Source organism: Pelagibacterium lacus (assembly GCF_003345525.1).
GTDB classification, from domain to species: Bacteria; Pseudomonadota; Alphaproteobacteria; order Rhizobiales; family Devosiaceae; genus Pelagibacterium; species Pelagibacterium lacus.
Genome location: NZ_QQNH01000015.1, coordinates 53,227 through 71,029, shown reverse-complemented (window position 1 = coordinate 71,029; position 17,803 = coordinate 53,227). Strand labels below are relative to the sequence as shown.

Below are 17,803 nucleotides of genomic sequence, written 5' to 3'. Positions count from 1 at the left end.
CCGGCGCTCGATACCCCCAACATCAAGTGGCCTGGTTTTGCGCCGCCCAATGGCCGACTTTTACCCCGCCGTTGACAACCTGCCAGGCCGACCCTTGTGCGCTATCGGCGGAACTGGCGCAGCAGGGCGTGAACTTCACCGCCCATGTGGTCGGCTTTGATCTGACTGAAGAAGAACACGCCGGCCTTGCCTGTATTGCGGAAAACACGGGCGGCGTGTTCGTGCCCGCACAAAATGCCAATGAGTTGCGCGATGCGCTTGCCCATGTGCAGAGCGTGGTCGACCTTCAGCCGCTCTCTCCGCCCGAGCCCGTGACGGGGCCTGAACCGCAACAGCAGGTCAATGCCGAGATCGAAGTTGAAGCGCCCGCTACGGTGGTTACCGGCGCCAGCTTCGCCGTCTCCTGGTCTTCCATGATTGACCCGCAGGATTATGTCACCATCGTTCCCGTTGGGGCCGATGACACCACCTATGGCGATTACCAGCGCGTCCGGGACGACACGGAAGCGAACCTCATCGCTCCAGCCGATCCGGGCCTCTATGAGGTGCGCTATGTCCTCGACGAGGGCACACGCGTGGTAGGCTTCGCCCCGGTGGAGGTCGTGGAGGCCGAAGTCACCATCTCTGCGCCCGATGAAGTGACGACAGGAGCCAGCTTCATCGTTTCCTGGTCGTCCTCAGTCCATCCGCAGGATTACGTGACCATCGTTTCCGCCGGTGCGGATGAAGGCTCCTACACCAATTACCAGCGCGTGCGCGACGACACGGAAAACAGCCTGACCGCCCCGTCCGAACCGGGACTTTACGAGGTGCGCTATGTGCTGGAGGAAGGCGCACGGACACTTGCATCAGCTTCTATCGAGGTTGTCGAGGCCGAGGTGATCCTGAACGGCCCGGATGTCGCGCGTGCACAAACATCGCTGCGCATCAACTGGTCTATGGCCATTCACCCCCAGGACTATATCACCATCGTTCCGGCTGGCGCCGATGAGGGAACCTATCGCGATTATATCCGCGTCAGGACTGACCTAGAGGGTGACATGAACGCACCTGCCGAGCCCGGCCTTTACGAGATCAGATATGTTCTGCAGGAGGGCACACGCACGGTTTCCAGCCGCATGCTGGAAGTCGTTGGGGCTGACGCACCGCTCGATGATGGCGCGGGTCTGGTCGTTCCTGCGCAGGCCAGCCCCGGCGAGACCATCACCGTTTCCTGGTCGGATACCGCCGAGAGCGCCGACCAGCGCGTTTCGATCGCCCGGGCCGATCAGGCCGATTTCGGCTGGATCGAAGCTCATCGCGTCGGCAAGGAAACTACTCTCGAATTGACCATGCCTAATGAACCGGGCCGCTATGAGGTCCGGTATCTCGATATCGGCGGGCAGGCCGTTCTTGGCCGCGCCATAGTGGAGGTGGAATGATCGTGTTTGGGACCAGACAATCTCGCGGATTTGCCGTGGCCGCTATCGCCGTGGCGCTTCCTTTCTTCGCTTCAGTTGCTCATGCTCAGATCGACGGCCACGGTCCCGATGCGTGGCGGGTCATAGACGTTGGGGCCAACGATGTGCTCAATGCCCGCATGGGCCCGGGCACCAGTTATCCCGTTATCGAAACCTTCTCGCATGACGAGCGGGGTTTGCAGCAGATCACCTGCGTTCCGTTTTACACGATGGCGCATTTTTCGACGATGACCGAAGCCCAGATCGAGGCCCTGCCGCCGCGTTGGTGCCTCATGCGTTCAGCCGACATGAGCAAGGCGGGCTGGGTGGCGCAGCGTTACCTGATCGCCGATTTCGACGATGATGTTCTTTTCGGGGATGTCCAAGCGTATGACGAGCCTGAAGAGGTGGTGGATGTCGAAAAGATCCTTCCCGCGCCTACGACCGGTGCGCATGCGTGGTCCAGTGACGACCTGATCGACTACGCACGGGGACTTGTGGCGACGCTCTATGAATATGATGACCCTACCCGTGGGGTGAGCCATCTCGACCCGGCTGCACCCGATGTATTTTTCTCCACGGAATTCAGGGACGCGCTGCGAACCCGCCCGCCCGGCGCGGACCTGCTTATTGGCGCGCAAGATTTCCAGGGCAGCATCTCCGCGCCAGTGCCCGATTCCGATCAGCCCATGTTCCGGGGCATGATCACCATCAATGTCGAGGTCGAGAATTCGGCCAGACGCACACGGCCATTTTCCGCCTGCGCGGAGACACCACCCGGCCCGACGCGCCATTGCGCATCTTCCGCATAGAACACGATGGCTGGTCATATCCGTAATACAGTCACAAGAGGTCCCGCTATGAAATTACATCTTCAAGCGCCCGTTCTGGGTGCCATCGGGCTCGCGCTTTGCATGTCCCCGCCAGCGTTGTCTCAGGGCGGCAGCACTCCAGTCGGCACGATCAACGCCACCATCGATGGCACGCCCTATTACGGCGAAACGCTTGACGTACCATCGGAGGGGACATCGACAGCCGAGCTCAGATCGTTTGGCCCGGTGAACTCGATCTCTATTCAGGCCCATGATCCGCAAGCCGAAAGCATCATGCGCAACGTTTTGTCGATCGAGGTTTCGCTGATGGGAATCGACACGTCGACCTCCATCATGGAAGCGTCTGTTTCCTGGTGGCCGGAAGGGATGAGCGAGCCTTTCTATCTCAGTGAGGAAAGTGGGACTGCCCCCGAGATCGTCTTTGATGCCCTTTCTCTGGAAAATGAGGCTGCCGCACAGGGCAACTTCTCGGCTGTCGTCTGCCGCAGGGATGGCATGTTTGCAGAAGCTGACACGAGCGATTGCCGGCAGGTTGAAGGCACGTTCGATACCGTATTGCGCAAGTCCGATTGAGCCGGAACAAACCAGTCGCCTGCTACTGTTAGCTGGTGGGGGCGCGGCTGTCCTGAGGGCTGGCAATCACGTTATGCAATTCGGCACCCATGGCGACAGCCAGGACCATTCGTTCGGGGTCAAGCTCGGTGTTCAGTTTTGACGAGAAGCGCAACGAACATCGGCGACGATTGGAATGTCCGGTTTCCGGCGTAATAACCCTCCGGTTGGAATGCGGCAATGAGGCCGGAACCTGTCGCGCTGGAAACGGGACAACTTCAAGCGGTTGTGTGCTTCACTGACGTCCTATGGCGCTCAACGGGAGGGTTGTCGTGTTCCAGGCAAGCTGTGCTGCCCTATCGGGCTATCTGCCCTGCACGCCCCTCGCTGGGCGCTTGCCGGTCGCCATGACCCCTTCAATATAGGTGCCCACCTCAATACCGAACTGGAAAGCCAGTTCGTGGCAGGCATCGCGGGACTTCGGCACGGCCTCATAGGCATAATCGAAATGCATCACCTCGATCTGCACGTCTTTGAACGCCGAGTGCGCCACATTGGCGTCGAGCCAACCATCGCGGTCCATATCGCGGCTCGCGAACAGCATGGCTTTGGACCAATCACCCACCAGTTGCAGAACCGCTGACCGGAGATCGGCACAATCACGTTGGCCTTGTGGATCATCGGCGCAGGCTGGACCAATCAAAGACAGCAATGCCGGGAACAGCACAGTGACAATTCCCGGCCATCTACTCCTATTCACGCCGCCAACCATTGATGCGTGGCGAACGATAATCAGGGGGCGGGGGTGCGAACAACGCTGATAATGGGATGGACAGGAAGGCCGCCATCTTTTCGAGATAGGCAATCTTGTCCTCTCGGGTCATTTTGGAGGCTCGATCGAAGTGGTTCACGTCCACGCCCATGTGGTCAAGAAGCTGTTGCCGGGTGATGCCACGCTTGGCCTCCCAATAGAGTAGGTTCCGCTTGAACCGAATAAAGCGCTCATATTCCGGCGAACCCGGCGGCATATAGCTTGTCATCGTGCGTTTCCATGCCGACAGAAACGCGAAAATGCTGGGAGCAGCATCGCAGCCGCTCCCAGCACTCGGAGGTATTTCGAGATCAAGGCTATCGGGCCTTACGCAGCATATGCCCGCGTTCGGCGGCAGCCGCCGCAAGCTGGGCATCGAGTTCGCCAGCACGGACAGCTTCAGTCAGAGTGTCGAGGATTGCGGGCAGTGCCGAAAGTTCGCCAACGGCAATGGCGTTCTTGTCCTTGGCGAACTCGATGGGTTTGGCCGCATATTTCAGCGCGAAAAAGATCTGACCGCTGGCGTCAACGAACCAGCCGGCCCGGAGACGCTTCGGGGTTTCCACCTGAACCCGCTGACCTTCGTCGTTCTTACGCCAAACCACATGGGTGGGTGCGTAGTTCTGCCCCGCCAGCTTGGCTTCGGCCATGGCCTTTTGCTCAGACAGTGCAGCAATCACCTTGTTGCGGGCACGTTCAACGGGATCGTTGCTCGGGCGAACCGGCTGGGCCGTGGCCAGCTTCAGGGACTTCAGGATGCTCATGCTGTAGTGTCTCCATGTGGATTGCTTCCCACATGGCCTACAACCACCATCCAAAAGAGCGACCAGAGATTAGCCGCTCTTTGCCTTCTGCTCCTCAGCCTCTAGCTCGGCCATGCCAGTGCGGAAGCGCTGCTCACGATCAACAAGCTTGTCGAGTTTCGATTGACGCACAGGGTCGTCACCAACGAGGCCGTCTCGGAGGGCTGCAACTGGCGCAACCAACTCGGTCCCATCGCTCAAGGTCGCGATCTGATCCCCCTCGGTAAGCTCAACCAAGAAGCTGAATTCCTGCTCCACAGCGCCCTTGTCCGAGAGTTTGACATTGTGGGCACCGCCCATGAACACAACAGTTGCCTTGCGGTCCCTGTCAAAATTGATGAAGTCGATGACGGCATTCATCGCGGTCATCGTTTTTCGTCGTGCATCGAGCCGGATTTCTAGGTCTTCGTCGTTGATCTGCTCGATGAATTTCTGGATACGGCGCACATGTTCAACCGTAGAAACAGCGCCTTTCGCGCTCAAGAACTGTTCACGCAGTTCGGCAAGCCGCTGCTCGTGTTCGGCAATGCCGCGTTCCGTTTCGAGCCACATGCCCTTGGCATCGGCATTGTTGGTCTCGCTGTAGAGTTCGAGCAGCGTATGCGCTTTCCGCCGTCGTTCTCCCACGCGACGTTCTAACGCCACCATTTCCTGCTCGATTTTTAGGGCTTCATCTGGCCGCTCAAACTGCTCGTCATCAAGCACGAGATGGTTCACCGTCTCGACCACACCCGCTTCGACCTTGAGATAATTGAAGTGATTTCGGTTATCGCACTCCAGATGCCGGATCGCGCGACTACAGACCAAATAGCTCTGGTCGTTAGCGACGGACCAGACGTATTCCCCGGCCCGGTTCTTTCTCATGGCTCCAGCGCTCTGCTTTTTTACGAAGGTCATTTTACCTCCGCAGACGCCGCACCGTGTCAGGCCGCTAAACAGGTTTGACAGATTGCCTTTGACTGCTCCCCCCGAGAGCCGCCGACGCCCGCTATTGGCTCGCGCGAACGACACTTCATCTATGATCGGCGGGAAATAGTTCGGAATGGGATCGCCCGAAGGCTCCCGCTTTCCACCGCGCGGTCTGGTATGTGGCTGATACTCGCCAAGAACAGCAACATTGGAGAGGATTTTCTGCACATAGCTCGGATGCCAACCGTCACCCTTGCTATCACCCCGTCCCCAAGGTGCGACGTCTTCCGCATTCAGCCGTGATGCAATTTTGCGCTTACCGAAGCCCTCGTCGTATTCGCGGAAAATGCGTTTGATGATCTCCACACGCTCGGGGATTTCAGCAAACTCGCCGGTTTCCCGATCCAGTTTGAGCCATGCCGGGCACACGCTGGTGATCGGCTTCCCACTATTTTCCGCCGCCTTTCGGCGGATACGCCAGCTCTCCGCGATACGGTCACTTTTGTGCTTACTTTCCTGAAAGGCCCGGAAAGCGTTGAATACCGTGCTGACAATTCCGATTGGATCGACTTCAAGCTTGCGACTATCGAGCACAAGCTTGTCGTTCGCGGTGGCGATGGTGAGGCCGTGACCAATGACCCGCTGTATCCAAGCGATCACCTGGCCGGGTGGCAAACGAGAAATGCGGTCCAATTGCTCGACAACCAGAACCGTTTCATCACGTAGCAGCCCTTGTTCAACCCGCTGGGTGAACTTGGCTAACTGCCCTTCGTGAAGGTTCGCACCCGTGTAGGCGCTTTTGCCCTCGTCACGCAGGCGATCCACGATCTCCCAGCCCTGTTCAGCGCAAAACCGCTCGCAAAGGTCCATTTGACGCTCAAGCGAGGAGCCTTTGCCTTGTTCCAGCGAAGACCAACGGGCGTAGATAACTGCTTTCATTCCAAGACGATAAAGCCGTCCCGGTTAACAATCAGCCATTATCTGCTGCGCTACATGCACACAAAAAATTGTGTCCGCCCGCCGCCGCGATCTCGAGCGCCCGGCGCGCCACCGCCTGGCCGCGGATATCGGCCAGATCGGGGCCCGGCGCATTGGGCAGGGCACGGATCGGCAGCGGGCGCGGGGCCATTTGCCGTCCGGCCAGATGGTTGACGAGGCCGAACAGGTTCTCGATCGCCACGATTTCCATGTCCTCACCCGCCCAGGCGGCCTCCGGCCCGCACACGGCGGGGCAGATGATCCCCATGTCGCGGGCATTGGCGGCAATCGCCGCCGGCAGCACCCCATCCACATGGGATATGCGGCCATCCAGCGCCAGTTCCCCCAGCACCAGGAAGCGGTCGAGCATATCGGCGGGAATGGCGCCCATCGCCGCCATTAGGCCCAGGGCGATCGGCAGGTCGTAATGGCTGCCTTCCTTGGGCAGGTCGGCCGGCGCCAGGTTGACAGTGATGTGCTTGATGGGCAGGGCCAGCCCCGAGGCGATCAGCGCGGCCCGCACCCGTTCGCGGCTCTCGCCCACCGCCTTGTCGGGCAGGCCGACGATGTTGAACCTGTAGGTTCCGGGCGTCATCTGCACCTGCACGTCCACGGGCACGGCCTCGATGCCCTGAAAGGCGATTGTGGTGATCCGCGTTGCCATGAACGTCCTCCCCCAAGCCGTCCGACAGAAGGAGGCTAGCTGCAATCTGCTGCCCTGACAAGAACATTTAAGGAACATATGCTAAGGATCGGCGTTGCGGCCCCGAATTCATCAGGCTTTTCGGAACCACAGGAGCCGCCCGGGCATTGTGGCGATAACCAAGGGTTAACCGGGCAGGCGGCCCGCACCCTTCATTCTTTCTAAACCGTAACGCGAGCGGGGCGCGGCCAACGGCCGGGTCCCTTATGCTCATTGGTCCCGCGTGGCCAAGCACAGTCGGGAGTTAACCTATCGTGACACACCGCAACGACAATCATCCCCTGGTCCTGGTGGTCGAGGACGAGCCGCTGGTGCGCCTCGACGTCACCCTCGCCTTGGTCGATGCCGGATTTGCCGTGGTCGAGGTCTCCGATGCCGAGCAGGCCATGGACCTCCTGGCCTCGCGCCATTCCATCAGCCTGGTGTTTACCGATGTGGAACTGGCGGGGCGCATGAACGGGCTGGAGCTGGCCCACGAAATCAAGGAGCGCTGGCCGCACATCCCGGTGGTGGTCACCTCGGGCCGGGTCGAGGAGGCGGGCGAGGATGCCGATCTCTTCATCCCCAAGCCCTACGACACCGACACGGTCATTTCCCAGGCCCGGGTACTCGCCGCCTGAACCCCTGATCAAGCGGCGCTTTGCGGTCACACCCACCGCCCTTCATCATTGGTTAAGCACGCTTGTGAGGCCGGTATTAACCGGAATGGGAGCAGTTACGATTTGAAACGTTTTTGCATCAAATCGTCGAGTTCGAGCCTCCATGCCCCTGCCGCGTGCCACCGCGATTCCCGCCCTGGTCCGAAAAGCCCTGCCGGCGCTTGCCGTCGTCGCCATTGCGGGGATTCTCGCCGCCTGCGGGCATAATTACTACCCGGCCAAGGGCGACAACAAGCCCCATCCCGGGGTGGCCCGCGCCCATTCGCTCCCCATTCACGGCATCGACGTCTCGCGCCATCAGGGCCGCATCGACTGGCGCGCCGTGGCGCAAGCCGGCACGCGCTTCGCCTATATCAAGGCGACCGATGGCGGCGACCATCTCGATCCCGACTTCCGGCGCAACTGGGACGGAGCCCGGGCGGCGGGGGTGCCGCGTGGGGCCTATCATTTCGTCTATTGGTGCCGGCCTGCCCATGAACAGGTCGCCTGGTTCGCCGCCAATGTGCCGGCCGAACCCGACGCACTGCCGCCGGTGCTCGATCTGGAATGGAACAACGGCTCCTCGTGCCGGCACAATCTCAGCCGCACCGAAGTGCTCGAAATGGTGCGGGTGATGCTGGCCGGCATGGAGGCCCATACCGGCAAGGTGCCGGTGATCTATACCGACATCAACTTCCACCGCGACGTGCTCGAAGGCGTGCCGCTGGACAATCCCATGTGGCTGCGCTCGGTGGCCGCCGAGCCGCATCAGCGCTACGCCAACCGCCCCTTCGCCTTCTGGCAATATACCCAGACCGGCACGGTGCCCGGGGTCAGCGGCGAAGTCGACCGCAATGCCTGGTTCGGTTCGGAAAGCGACTGGATCCAGTTCTTCCTCACCGGATGCGATCCGCGCACCTATGCCCGGCTCGCTCCGCAGGGCCGCTGCTCGCCACTCAAATAGCGCCGGTCCCGGCTCTCGAGCCGAGCACGCCGCTGGCCACTACGCCGTCGAAGATGAACTGGATGGCGAGGGCGGTCAGCAGGATGCCGACCACGCGGGAGACCACCGACATCCCGGTGAGCCCCAACAGCCGCTGGATGGGGATGGCGGCGAGCAAGGCCAGCCAGGCGAGGAACAGCGTCGCCAGCAGGGCGGCGATCACCAGCCAGAAGTCGATGTCCGAGGGCGCGCCGGTGGTAAAGAGGATCACGGCCGAGATCGAGCCCGCGCCGGCCAGCAGCGGCATGGCCAGGGGAAAGACGGAAATGTCCTCGCGCCCGGTCGCCTCGGCCTCCTCCTCGCTGGTGGTGCCGGTGCCGCCCGAATGGCGCGCGAATACCATGTCGATGGCGATCAGCAGCAGGAGGATGCCCCCGGCCACGCGGAGGGCAGGCAAGGTGATGCCGAAGCCTTCGAGGATCAGATTGCCCACGAAGGAAAAGAACAGGAGGATTCCCGCCGCGACCAGCACGCCCCGCGTCGCCGCGACCACGCGCTGGCGCGGCGTATAGTTGCGCGTCAGCCCGGCGAAGATGAAGGCGACATCGGCCACCCCGACCGTGGCAAAGAAGGTGGCGAAAGCAACGAAAAAGCTCGATGTCATCGGTGCGGCCCCGCCTGTTCCACGTGAATCAGCGCCGGCGCTCGATGGCGTCCCACACCATCACCGCGATGTCGGGCCCGCCGAAGCGCTTGACCTCGCGGATGCCGGTCGGGGAGGTCACGTTGATCTCGGTGAGATAGTCCCCGATCACGTCGATGCCAACGAAGATCAGGTCGCGCTTCTTGAGTTCGGGGCCGATGATCTCGCAGATCTCGTGCTCGCGCGCCGTGAGTTCGGAAAGCTCCGGCCGGCCGCCCGCATGCATGTTGGAGCGCGCCTCGCCCTCGGCCGGAATGCGGTTGAGCCCGGCCACCGCCTTGCCGTCGACGAGGATGATGCGCTTGTCGCCCTTGCGCACCTCGGGCAGGTAGCGCTGGATCATGAAGGGCTCGCGGAAGCTGGCGTCGAACATCTCCAGCAGCGCGCCGAGATTCTCATCGTCGGGCCTGATGCGGAACACGCCCGCCCCGCCATTGCCGAACAGGGGCTTGATGACGATGTCGCCGAATTCGGCGCGGAAGGCGCGGATTTCGGTCTCGTCGCGGGTGATCAGCGTGTCGGGCATCAGCTCGGGAAAGCTGGTGACCAGAATCTTTTCCGGCGCGTTGCGCACTTCGGCCGGGTGATTGACCACCAGCGCCTTGGGATGGATGCGCTCGAGCATATGGGTGGTGGTGATGTAGTTCATGTCGAACGGCGGGTCCTGGCGCAGCAGCACCACGTCGAACGTCGAGAGGTCGGTCTTCTGCCAATCCTCCAGCGCGAAATGCATGCCCTTCTGCTGGTCGTCGACGGTGACCTTGTGCACGCGGGCGGTGACCGTGTTGCCCCGCTGGGCCAGGGAATTGGGGGTGTAATAGGAGAGCCGGTGTCCCCGCGCCTGGGCTTCGAGCATCAGGGCAAAGCTCGAATCCCCCAGGGGATTGATGGCATCGATGGGATCCATCTGCACGGCAACGGAAAGGGACATCGGCATTTCCTTGAAAACGAATCACGACCAGAAGGCATTGACCATATGGTGCGGCCAGCGCCCGGGCGTAATGGCTATCACATCGAAACGGAAATCGCAGTCCTGAAACCGCGGATGGGCGGCGCGGAACCATTCGGTCGCCGCCATGATGCGGCGGGTATTGACCGCGTCGAGGGCATCGGCCAGCCCCAGCGCCCCGCCACGGGTGCGGTGCTTGACCTCGACCACGGCGATCAGCCGCCCGCGGCGCGCCACGATATCGAGCTCGCCGATCGGGGTGCGGTAGCGGCGCGCCTCGATGCGATAGCCCTTGAGGCGCAGATACCACAGGGCCAGCGTCTCGGCGCGGCGGCCGGCCCGCTCGGCCCTCTGGCGGCGCTCAGGCGCCGGTTTTGCGCTTGAGCGCCGCATCATAGACAAGCTTGCGCTTGAGGCCGAAACCGGCCGCCACCATATCGACGGCGGCGCGCAGCGGCATGGCCTGCATGGCGCTGTCGAGCGCCGCTTCCCAATCTCCCCCCGTTTCCGCCGCGCTGCCATCCGATCCGGCGACGAGGATCACCGCTTCCCCCTTGACGTCGCCGGAGAACCGCTCGGCAAGTTCGGCCAGCGGCCCGGCCTCGAAGCGCTCAAAGCGCTTGGTCAGTTCCAGCGCCACCACGGCGGCGCGCTCGGGCCCGAACGTGGCGGCCATGTCGGCGAGGGCCGCCCCCAGCCGGCGCGGGGACTCGTAAAAGACCAGCGTTTCCGCCCGGCCGGCCAGCGGGCGCAGCGCATTGCTGCGCTGGCCGGTCTTGGGCGGCAGAAAGCCGAAAAAGGCAAAGGCATCGGTCGGCAGTCCCGCCCCGGTCAGGGCGGCCAGAAGGGCCGAAGGGCCGGGCACCGGAAACACCTCGATCCCCGCTTCGCGCGCCGCGCGGACCAGGGGAAAGCCGGGGTCCGACAGCAGCGGCGTGCCCGCATCGGAGACCAGGGCCACGGCCTTCCCCCCGGCGATCTGGGCGAGGATCGGCTCGATCCGCGCCCGTTCATTGTGCTCGTGCAGCGCGGTGCGCGGGGTCGTGATGCCATAGGCGTCGAACAGCCGTGCCGTGTGGCGCGTATCCTCGCACAGCACCAGATCGGCCCCGGCGAGGATGTCGAGGGCGCGCAGGGTGATGTCGCGCAGATTGCCGATAGGGGTCGCGACCGGATAGAGCCCCGGGGCCGGGCGCGGGGCGGCGATGCGGTGGCCGGCGATCGTGAAGGATTTTTCGTCTGTCACGCGCCGCACTGCTCCAAACCGGTCGGGTCAGGGTCCCTTTTACCATTGGCGGATCGAAAGTCGAGCCGGGCGGCAATTCCCGTCGCGCCGCGAATCAGCAATGATTCGGCTGTTTTCGGCATAGGGAGAAAGCGAAACCATGCGCAGGCCAGCGGCACGATGGCGGATCGGATGGGGGCTTGCCGCCCTCCTCGCCGCCTGCTCCCCGTCATCCCATCCGGGACCGGCCGCTCCCGCGCCGCTCATGCCGCCGCCTTCACAGGCCCCGATCCTCGCCCCGGCCCAGGGGGAAATCATCGGCAGCGGACCGGTGCGGGTGGCCCTCATCCTGCCCCTCTCGGGCAACACTGCTTCGGTAGGCCGCGCCATGGCCAACGGCGCCCGGCTCGGCATGGACCATGTGGCGGAACGGGGAAGCCAGACCATCCATCTGGTGCTCAAGGATGGCGGCGCGACCACCCAGTCGGCGCGGGCCGCCGCCCAGCAGGCGGTAGCGGAAGGGGCAAGGCTGATCCTCGGTCCCCTCACCGCCGACGCGGTGGCCATGGCCGGAGCCATCGCCAAGCCGGCCGGCATCCCGCTCATCGGGTTCTCTTCCACCGCCTCGGTGGCCACCGATGGGGTCTATCTCCTCAGCGTCCTGCCCGAAGCCGAAGTGATGCGCGCCCTGGGCCATGCGCGGATGGCGGGACGCCGGGCGGTCGCCGCCATCCTCCCCGACACACCGCTCGGCCGGGTGCAGGCAGAAGTTCTGCGGCAGGCGGCGAGCGAATTGGGCCTCACGGTGGTCGGCGTCGAGATGTTCGACAGCGAGGACAGGGCCCGCACCGCCATCGAGCGGCTGGCCCCGGCCATGCGCTCGGGCCAGATCGATACGCTCTATCTCCCCGATCGCGCCACCGCCCCCAGCTTCGGCCTGCTGCTCGATGCGGCCCGGGTGCCGCGCGACCGGCTGATGCTGATCGGCTCGGCCGAATGGGAGGGCGATGCGGCGATCTTGCGCCAGCCCTATCTCGCCGGCGCGCTCTACCCGGCCATCGATCCCGCCGGGCTGGCCGCCCTCGCCCCGCGCTACCGCGCCCGCTTCGGCAGCGAGCCGCACCAGCTCGCGACCCTCGCCTTTTCCGCCGTGCTGCTGGCCAACAGCCCCGGCCTCAGCCAGTCCGTGCCGCCCTATGGTAACGGGCTGCTCGCCCCCGGCGGGTTCGTTGGCCGGGACGGATCGTTCCGCTTCCATTTTGACGGGCGGGGCGAATATGGCCTGGTGATCCGACAGGTCGGGCCGGAGGGCGCGACGACGATCGAAGCCGCACGGCTCGGCGGCCTGCCGCTGGCGGCGCTGGGCGGCGGCACCGATGCCGGTATCCCGCCGGCCGCCGAATATCGCTGAGAAAGTCCGGTTCTAGGCCGCGAGGTCGGCGACCACCGCGTCGAGCACCGGCCAGCCCTTGTCGGTCACCCGCAAATGCCCGTTGGCAAGGGTTTCGATGAAACCGATGCCCTTTAAAAAATCGATCTGGGTGGCGGTGAGCGGCCGGCGGGCCAGCGCCTGATAGCGGGCCGGGTCGATCCCCTCGCGCAGGCGCAGGCCCATGACCAGGTATTCGTCGCCCTCCTCGTCCCAGGTGAGCGTGTCGTCGGTGACCAGCCCGTCGCCGGTCTCCATCACCTTTTCCCACCATTTCATCGGCATGCGCTCGGCGGCGGTGGCGTGGCGCGCCCCGCCCATGATCAGCCGCCCATGGGCCCCCGGGCCGATGCCGGCATATTCGCCATAGCGCCAATAGATGAGATTGTGCCGGCTTTCCTGCCCGGGGCGGGCGTAGTTGGAAATCTCATAGGCCGGCAGCCCATAGGAGGCGGTGAGGGCCTGGGTCAGCTCGAACATGTCGGCGGAAAGGTCTTCCGAGGGCATTTTGAGCTTTCCGGCCTGGAACAGGTCGAAATAGCGCGTGCCCGATTCGATGGTGAGCTGGTAGAGCGACAGATGTCCTTCCGACAGCGCCAGCGCCTCGGTCAGTTCCTCCTCCCAATCCTCCAGCGTCTGGTCGGGGCGGGCATAGATGATGTCGAAGCTCGAGCGCTCGAAGATCGATTGCGCCAGCCGCACGGCGGCCACCGCATCCTCCACCGAATGCAGCCGCCCCAGCCGGGCCAGCGGTTCGGGGCGCAGGGACTGGACGCCGAGCGACACGCGGTTGACCCCCGCATGGCGGTAGCCGCGAAAGCGCTCGGCCTCGACCGAGGTCGGATTGGCCTCCAGCGTCACTTCGACGGTGTCCGAGACCAGCCAGGCCTTGCCGATCGCGTCGAGAATGGTGCCCACCGAGGAGGGCTGCATCAGCGATGGCGTTCCCCCGCCGAAAAACACCGATTCCACCAGCCGCTCCGGGGCGCGCCGGGCCGTGGCCTCGATCTCCCGCACATAGGCCTTTACGAAGCTCTCCTCGTCGAACGGTCCTCGCAGCACATGGGAGTTGAAGTCGCAATAGGGACATTTGGCGGCGCAGAACGGCCAATGGACATAGACCCCGAATTGCGTGTTGACGCTCAAAATACCGCCTCGACGAATTTGGCGAAGGCGCGGGCCCGATGGGAGAGGCCTTCCTCTCCCGGCGCCCAGGAATGCTTTTCCTCCGCCTTCATCTCCCCGAAGGTAAGCTCATGCCCGTCGGGCCGGAACATGGGATCATAGCCATGCCCGCTTTCGCCGCGCGGCGGCCAGACCAGCGTGCCCGAAGCGATGCCGGTGAACAGCATGTCGGTGCCATCGGGATGGGCGAGGCAGAGCACGGCGTTGAACTGGGCGGTGCGGCGGGCCGGGTCGGTGGCGCCCTTTTCGCGCAGCAGATCCTCGACCTTCTGCATGGCCTTGCCGAAATCGCGCGGCACCCCGGCCCAGTCGGCGGTATAGACCCCCGGCGCGCCGTCCAGCGCATCGACGGAAATCCCCGAATCGTCCGAGAGCGCCATCTGGCCGGTGGCACTGGCGGCCGCATGGGCCTTCAAGCGCGCGTTCTCGACGAAAGTGGTGCCGGTTTCCTCCGGCTCGGGCAGGCCCAGTTCGCCCGCCGAGACGATATCGAGGCCGAAATCGGCGAGGAGGTCCTTGAATTCGGCCAGCTTGCCCGCATTGTGGGTGGCGAGCACCAGCCGGTCGCCGCGCTTGAGGGTGAAGCTCATCGGCTCGCCTCCAGCGCCGCCCTTTGCAGGGCCACCAGTTCGCCAATGCCCTTGTGCGCCAGTCCGATCAATTGGTTGAGTTCCTCGATGGAAAAGGCCTCGCCCTCGGCCGTCCCTTGGATCTCGACGAATTTTCCCGCCCCGGTCAGGACGAAATTGGCGTCGGTCTCCGCTTCGGAATCCTCGAGGTAGTCGAGATCGAGCAGGGGGGTGCCGCGATAGACGCCGCAGGAGACCGCCGCCACGTGATCGCGAATCGGGTCGCCCTTGAGGAGCGAGCGCGCCTTCATCCAGCCGATCGCTTCGCTCAGGGCCACGAAGGCCCCGGTGATCGCGGCGGTGCGCGTGCCGCCATCGGCCTCGAGCACGTCGCAATCGAGGATGATCTGGTTTTCTCCCAGCGCCGCCATGTCGACCACGGCGCGCAGGGAACGACCGATCAGGCGCTGGATTTCCTGGGTACGGCCCGATTGCTTGCCGGCGGTCGCCTCGCGCCGGGTGCGCGTGCCGGTGGCGCGGGGCAGCATGCCGTATTCGGCGGTCACCCAGCCCAGCCCCTGTCCGCGCCGCCAGGGCGGCAGGCTGGTCTCCACGCTCGCCGTGCACAGCACCCGCGTGCGTCCGAAGCCGATGAGGCACGAGCCCTCCGCTTGCGGCGCGACGCCCATCTGGATGGTCACGTCGCGCATCTGGTCGAAAGCCCGTCCGCTTGGCCGCATGAAACTTTGATCCCCGGGAATGGTTGAATGGTTACCAGCCTCTTAACGCGTCCTCCGGGCCTGAACAAGCGCAGGTCTCTTGGCGATAAACCGGAATTCTCCTAAATGGTGAATATGGACAGAACCCGGATAAATTCGTCTGAATTTTTAGAGGCGCTCTCGGCGCGCAGCCAGGACATCTTCCGGCGCCTGGTCGAGCGCTATATCGAGACCGGCGAGCCGGTGGGCTCGCGCGCCATCTCGAAGATGCTCGACACCCAGCTTTCCCCGGCCTCGGTACGCAATGTCATGGCCGATCTCGAGGAATTGGGGCTGATCGCCGCGCCCCATACCTCGGCCGGGCGCGCGCCCACCCAGGAAGGGCTGCGCTTTTTCGTCGACGCCATGCTCGAAGTGGGGGCCATGGACGAAAGCGAGCGCGACCAGATCGCCCGCAACATTTCCGGCGGCGGGCGTTCGGGGCGGGTCGAGGACTTGCTCCACGAGGCCAGCGCGCTGCTGTCCGGGCTCAGCCACGGGGCCGGCATGGTGATCGCGGCCAAGGCCGACATGGTGCTGCGCCATCTCGAATTCGTGCGCCTCGATTCGGAACGGGCCATGGCGATCCTGGTCGGCCAGGACGGACAGGTGGAAAACCGCATCATCCCGCTGCCGCCGGGGCTGACCGCCAGCGCGCTCACCCAGGCGTCCAATTTCCTCGCCCATCACATCGTGGGCAAGACCTTGAGGGAGGCGCGCGATTCGATCCGCCGCCAGAGCGAATCCCAGCGCGCCGAGCTCGACACCATCGCGCGGCGGCTGGTCGATGCGGGGCTGGCCTCGATGATCGAGGCGGAAAGCCCGTCCCCCACCCTCATCGTGCGCGGCCGCGCCAATCTGATCGACAACGCCATGGCGTCGGAGGACCTGGCACGGGTGCGCCAACTCTTTGACGAGATCGAGAGCAAGCAGGGGCTGATCGAACTCCTCAACGATGCGGAAACCGCGCAAGGGGTGCGCATCTTCATCGGCTCGGAAAACAAGCTGTTCTCGCTCTCGGGCTCCTCGGTGGTGCTCTCGCCCTACAAGGACGCCAATGACAAGGTGGTGGGGGTCCTCGGCGTCATCGGCCCGACCCGGCTCAACTATGCGCGCATCGTCCCGGTGGTCGATTACACCGCGCATGTGGTCTCCCGGCTGATCTCCAAGAAGGGCGAGCTATAGGTGCATCGGGCTTGAAATCTCGTGCCCCTTGGCCGATATGGCGGGCAACACACCATCCCCCAGCGGTAAAAGAGACCCATGATGAGCGACGACAATCCGACGCCCGAACCCAATGAGCAGGTCGAACGCGAGGCAGCCGAAACGGTGGACGCCCCGGCAGGCGACCCCAGCCCCGAAGACCTCATCGTCCAGCTCGAGGCCGAAAAGGCCGAACTGCGCGACCAGGTGCTGCGGACGGCGGCGGAAATGGACAATCTGCGCAAGCGCACCGAGCGCGAGATCGCCGATACCCGCTCCTACGCCATTGCCGGCTTTGCGCGCGACATGCTCGTCGCCACCGACAATCTCTCCCGCGCCCTGATGGTCATCCCCGCCGAGGCGCGCGAGGCGGCCGAAGGCACGCTCAAATCCCTCATCGAGGGGATCGAGATGACCGAGCGCGAAATGCAGCGCCTGCTGCAAAAGAACGGCGTCACCCCCATCGAGGCGCAGGGCGAGAAATTCGACCCCCACCGGCACCAGGCCATGTTCGAAGTGCCCGATGCCAGCGTTCCCGACGGCACGGTGGTGCAGGTGGTACAGGCCGGCTACGCCATTGGCGAGCGCGTGCTGCGCCCGGCCATGGTCGGCGTCTCCAAGGGCGGCGGCAAGGCGGCAACGCCGGACGCCGAGCAGCCCGCCCCGGGCGAAAGCATCGACAAATCCGCCTGACCGTCACGCTCGTCTTTTGTCAAAAGCCCGCCCACCCGGCGGGCTTTTTTCATCAGGGATCCAGGGCAGCGCTACAGTCTTCTCCCGCATAGGAGAGCGCGCCGGTCTCCAGTTCGGCGACCACACGTTCGTCATACTGGGCCGGAAGGTGCGCGGCCTGCGCCTGGGAAACCCCCTCGGTATGGAGGTGTTCAGCCGCCTTGAGCGTGAGCATCTCGCTGGCCGCAACGGCCCTGTCGCTCTCGGACGGGGTTTCGGCCACCGCTCCCATGAGACGGAAGGCCGAAGCGCACCACAACAGGCGATCGGCCTCGTCCGAGACCGGCTGCGCCGCGCCCGCCCCGGGCAGCAGCACGACCAGGGCGGCCAGCAGCGCGAGGGGGATCGATCGCATGGGTTTCCTTCCGGGATGCGTGGCGGTTTGGCCGCTCTACCCTCGCATAAACCGGGCGCAATCGCGAGCCTGGGGCAAAAAGGCCC

At 64.1% G+C, this 17,803-nt stretch carries 19 protein-coding genes and 2 pseudogenes; 8 read left to right on the top strand and 13 right to left on the bottom strand.

Annotated elements, in window-relative coordinates; genetic code table 11:
* The 3 genes and pseudogenes from DVH29_RS11225 to DVH29_RS11215 all read left to right on the top strand — a co-directional run.
* A pseudogene (locus tag DVH29_RS11225) lies at positions 1-1,421 on the top strand (hypothetical protein); the annotation flags it as partial.
* Complete coding sequence (locus tag DVH29_RS11220; RefSeq protein ID WP_147276066.1) at positions 1,418-2,251, top strand: SH3 domain-containing protein; 834 nt, start codon at positions 1,418-1,420, stop codon at positions 2,249-2,251. The pseudogene DVH29_RS11225 and the gene DVH29_RS11220, both read left to right, overlap by 4 nt.
* Positions 2,252-2,299: 48 nt before the next feature.
* Positions 2,300-2,845, top strand: coding sequence for a hypothetical protein (locus DVH29_RS11215; protein ID WP_147276065.1), 546 nt, complete (start codon positions 2,300-2,302; stop codon positions 2,843-2,845).
* A 343-nt stretch (positions 2,846-3,188) separates the two neighbouring features.
* On the opposite strand, the gene DVH29_RS11210 is transcribed toward DVH29_RS11215, so the two are convergent.
* The 5 genes and pseudogenes from DVH29_RS11210 to DVH29_RS11190 form a co-directional block, all read right to left on the bottom strand.
* Complete coding sequence (locus tag DVH29_RS11210) at positions 3,189-3,551, bottom strand: hypothetical protein (RefSeq protein WP_147276064.1); 363 nt, start codon at positions 3,549-3,551, stop codon at positions 3,189-3,191.
* A gap of 25 nt (positions 3,552-3,576) precedes the next feature.
* The gene (locus DVH29_RS11205; protein ID WP_114646264.1) at positions 3,577-3,864 is read right to left on the bottom strand and encodes a hypothetical protein; all 288 of its coding nucleotides are present in this window, start codon (positions 3,862-3,864) and stop codon (positions 3,577-3,579) included.
* Between the two features lie 88 nt (positions 3,865-3,952).
* The gene (locus DVH29_RS11200) at positions 3,953-4,399 is read right to left on the bottom strand and encodes a DUF6641 family protein (RefSeq protein ID WP_114646263.1); all 447 of its coding nucleotides are present in this window, start codon (positions 4,397-4,399) and stop codon (positions 3,953-3,955) included.
* A gap of 69 nt (positions 4,400-4,468) precedes the next feature.
* Positions 4,469-6,286 (bottom strand): recombinase family protein, encoded by a 1,818-nt coding sequence (locus tag DVH29_RS11195; protein WP_114646262.1) that lies wholly within the window; start codon positions 6,284-6,286, stop codon positions 4,469-4,471.
* Between the two features lie 61 nt (positions 6,287-6,347).
* Positions 6,348-6,989, bottom strand: a pseudogene (locus DVH29_RS11190) (magnesium chelatase domain-containing protein); the annotation flags it as partial.
* Positions 6,990-7,282: 293 nt separating this feature from the next.
* Here DVH29_RS11190 and DVH29_RS11185 point away from each other — a divergent pair.
* Together DVH29_RS11185 and DVH29_RS11180 are read left to right on the top strand one after the other, a co-directional pair.
* Positions 7,283-7,648 (top strand): response regulator, encoded by a 366-nt coding sequence (locus DVH29_RS11185; protein ID WP_114646261.1) that lies wholly within the window; start codon positions 7,283-7,285, stop codon positions 7,646-7,648.
* Between the two features lie 142 nt (positions 7,649-7,790).
* Complete coding sequence (locus DVH29_RS11180) at positions 7,791-8,630, top strand: glycoside hydrolase family 25 protein (protein ID WP_114646260.1); 840 nt, start codon at positions 7,791-7,793, stop codon at positions 8,628-8,630.
* Here DVH29_RS11180 and DVH29_RS11175 read toward each other — a convergent pair.
* The 4 genes from DVH29_RS11175 to rsmI are packed head-to-tail and all read right to left on the bottom strand — an operon-like array spanning position 8,623 to position 11,507.
* Entirely contained in the window at positions 8,623-9,273 is a 651-nt protein-coding gene (locus DVH29_RS11175) for a MarC family protein (RefSeq protein WP_114646259.1), read from the bottom strand. The two genes, DVH29_RS11180 and DVH29_RS11175, sit on opposite strands and share 8 nt — an antisense overlap.
* 28 nt (positions 9,274-9,301) lie before the next feature.
* Positions 9,302-10,243, bottom strand: a complete 942-nt coding sequence (gene gshB / locus DVH29_RS11170; RefSeq protein ID WP_114646258.1) for a glutathione synthase — start codon at positions 10,241-10,243, stop codon at positions 9,302-9,304.
* A gap of 21 nt (positions 10,244-10,264) precedes the next feature.
* A complete protein-coding gene (locus DVH29_RS11165) occupies positions 10,265-10,657 on the bottom strand; it encodes a YraN family protein (protein ID WP_245944959.1) in 393 nt (130 codons plus the stop codon).
* On the bottom strand, positions 10,623-11,507 hold the full coding sequence (gene rsmI / locus DVH29_RS11160; RefSeq protein ID WP_114646273.1) for a 16S rRNA (cytidine(1402)-2'-O)-methyltransferase: 885 nt from the start codon (positions 11,505-11,507) through the stop codon (positions 10,623-10,625). The genes DVH29_RS11165 and rsmI overlap by 35 nt, the downstream gene beginning before the upstream one ends.
* 244 nt (positions 11,508-11,751) lie before the next feature.
* Between rsmI and DVH29_RS11155 the strand changes: the two genes are divergently transcribed.
* On the top strand, positions 11,752-12,897 hold the full coding sequence (locus DVH29_RS11155) for a penicillin-binding protein activator (RefSeq protein WP_158541641.1): 1,146 nt from the start codon (positions 11,752-11,754) through the stop codon (positions 12,895-12,897).
* 12 nt (positions 12,898-12,909) lie between these two features.
* On the opposite strand, the gene hemW is transcribed toward DVH29_RS11155, so the two are convergent.
* From hemW to rph, 3 genes are read right to left on the bottom strand one after another with little or no spacing between them, the layout of a single operon-like run.
* Positions 12,910-14,061 (bottom strand): radical SAM family heme chaperone HemW, encoded by a 1,152-nt coding sequence (gene hemW / locus DVH29_RS11150; RefSeq protein WP_114646256.1) that lies wholly within the window; start codon positions 14,059-14,061, stop codon positions 12,910-12,912.
* The gene (rdgB, locus tag DVH29_RS11145; protein ID WP_114646255.1) at positions 14,058-14,690 is read right to left on the bottom strand and encodes an RdgB/HAM1 family non-canonical purine NTP pyrophosphatase; all 633 of its coding nucleotides are present in this window, start codon (positions 14,688-14,690) and stop codon (positions 14,058-14,060) included. The genes hemW and rdgB overlap by 4 nt, the downstream gene beginning before the upstream one ends.
* Positions 14,687-15,409 (bottom strand): ribonuclease PH, encoded by a 723-nt coding sequence (gene rph / locus DVH29_RS11140; protein WP_114646254.1) that lies wholly within the window; start codon positions 15,407-15,409, stop codon positions 14,687-14,689. Before rph ends, rdgB begins: the two co-directional genes overlap by 4 nt.
* A 114-nt stretch (positions 15,410-15,523) precedes the next feature.
* Between rph and hrcA the strand changes: the two genes are divergently transcribed.
* Positions 15,524-16,612 carry a heat-inducible transcriptional repressor HrcA gene (gene hrcA, locus DVH29_RS11135; protein WP_114646272.1) on the top strand — a complete coding sequence of 363 codons (1,089 nt, stop codon included), beginning with the start codon at positions 15,524-15,526 and terminating at the stop codon, positions 16,610-16,612.
* An 81-nt stretch (positions 16,613-16,693) separates the two neighbouring features.
* On the top strand, positions 16,694-17,323 hold the full coding sequence (gene grpE, locus DVH29_RS11130; protein WP_439331622.1) for a nucleotide exchange factor GrpE: 630 nt from the start codon (positions 16,694-16,696) through the stop codon (positions 17,321-17,323).
* A gap of 52 nt (positions 17,324-17,375) precedes the next feature.
* Here the strand turns inward: grpE and DVH29_RS11125 are convergent, their stop codons facing one another.
* Positions 17,376-17,717 carry a hypothetical protein gene (locus DVH29_RS11125; protein ID WP_114646252.1) on the bottom strand — a complete coding sequence of 114 codons (342 nt, stop codon included), beginning with the start codon at positions 17,715-17,717 and terminating at the stop codon, positions 17,376-17,378.
* Positions 17,718-17,803: the final 86 nt, after the last annotated feature.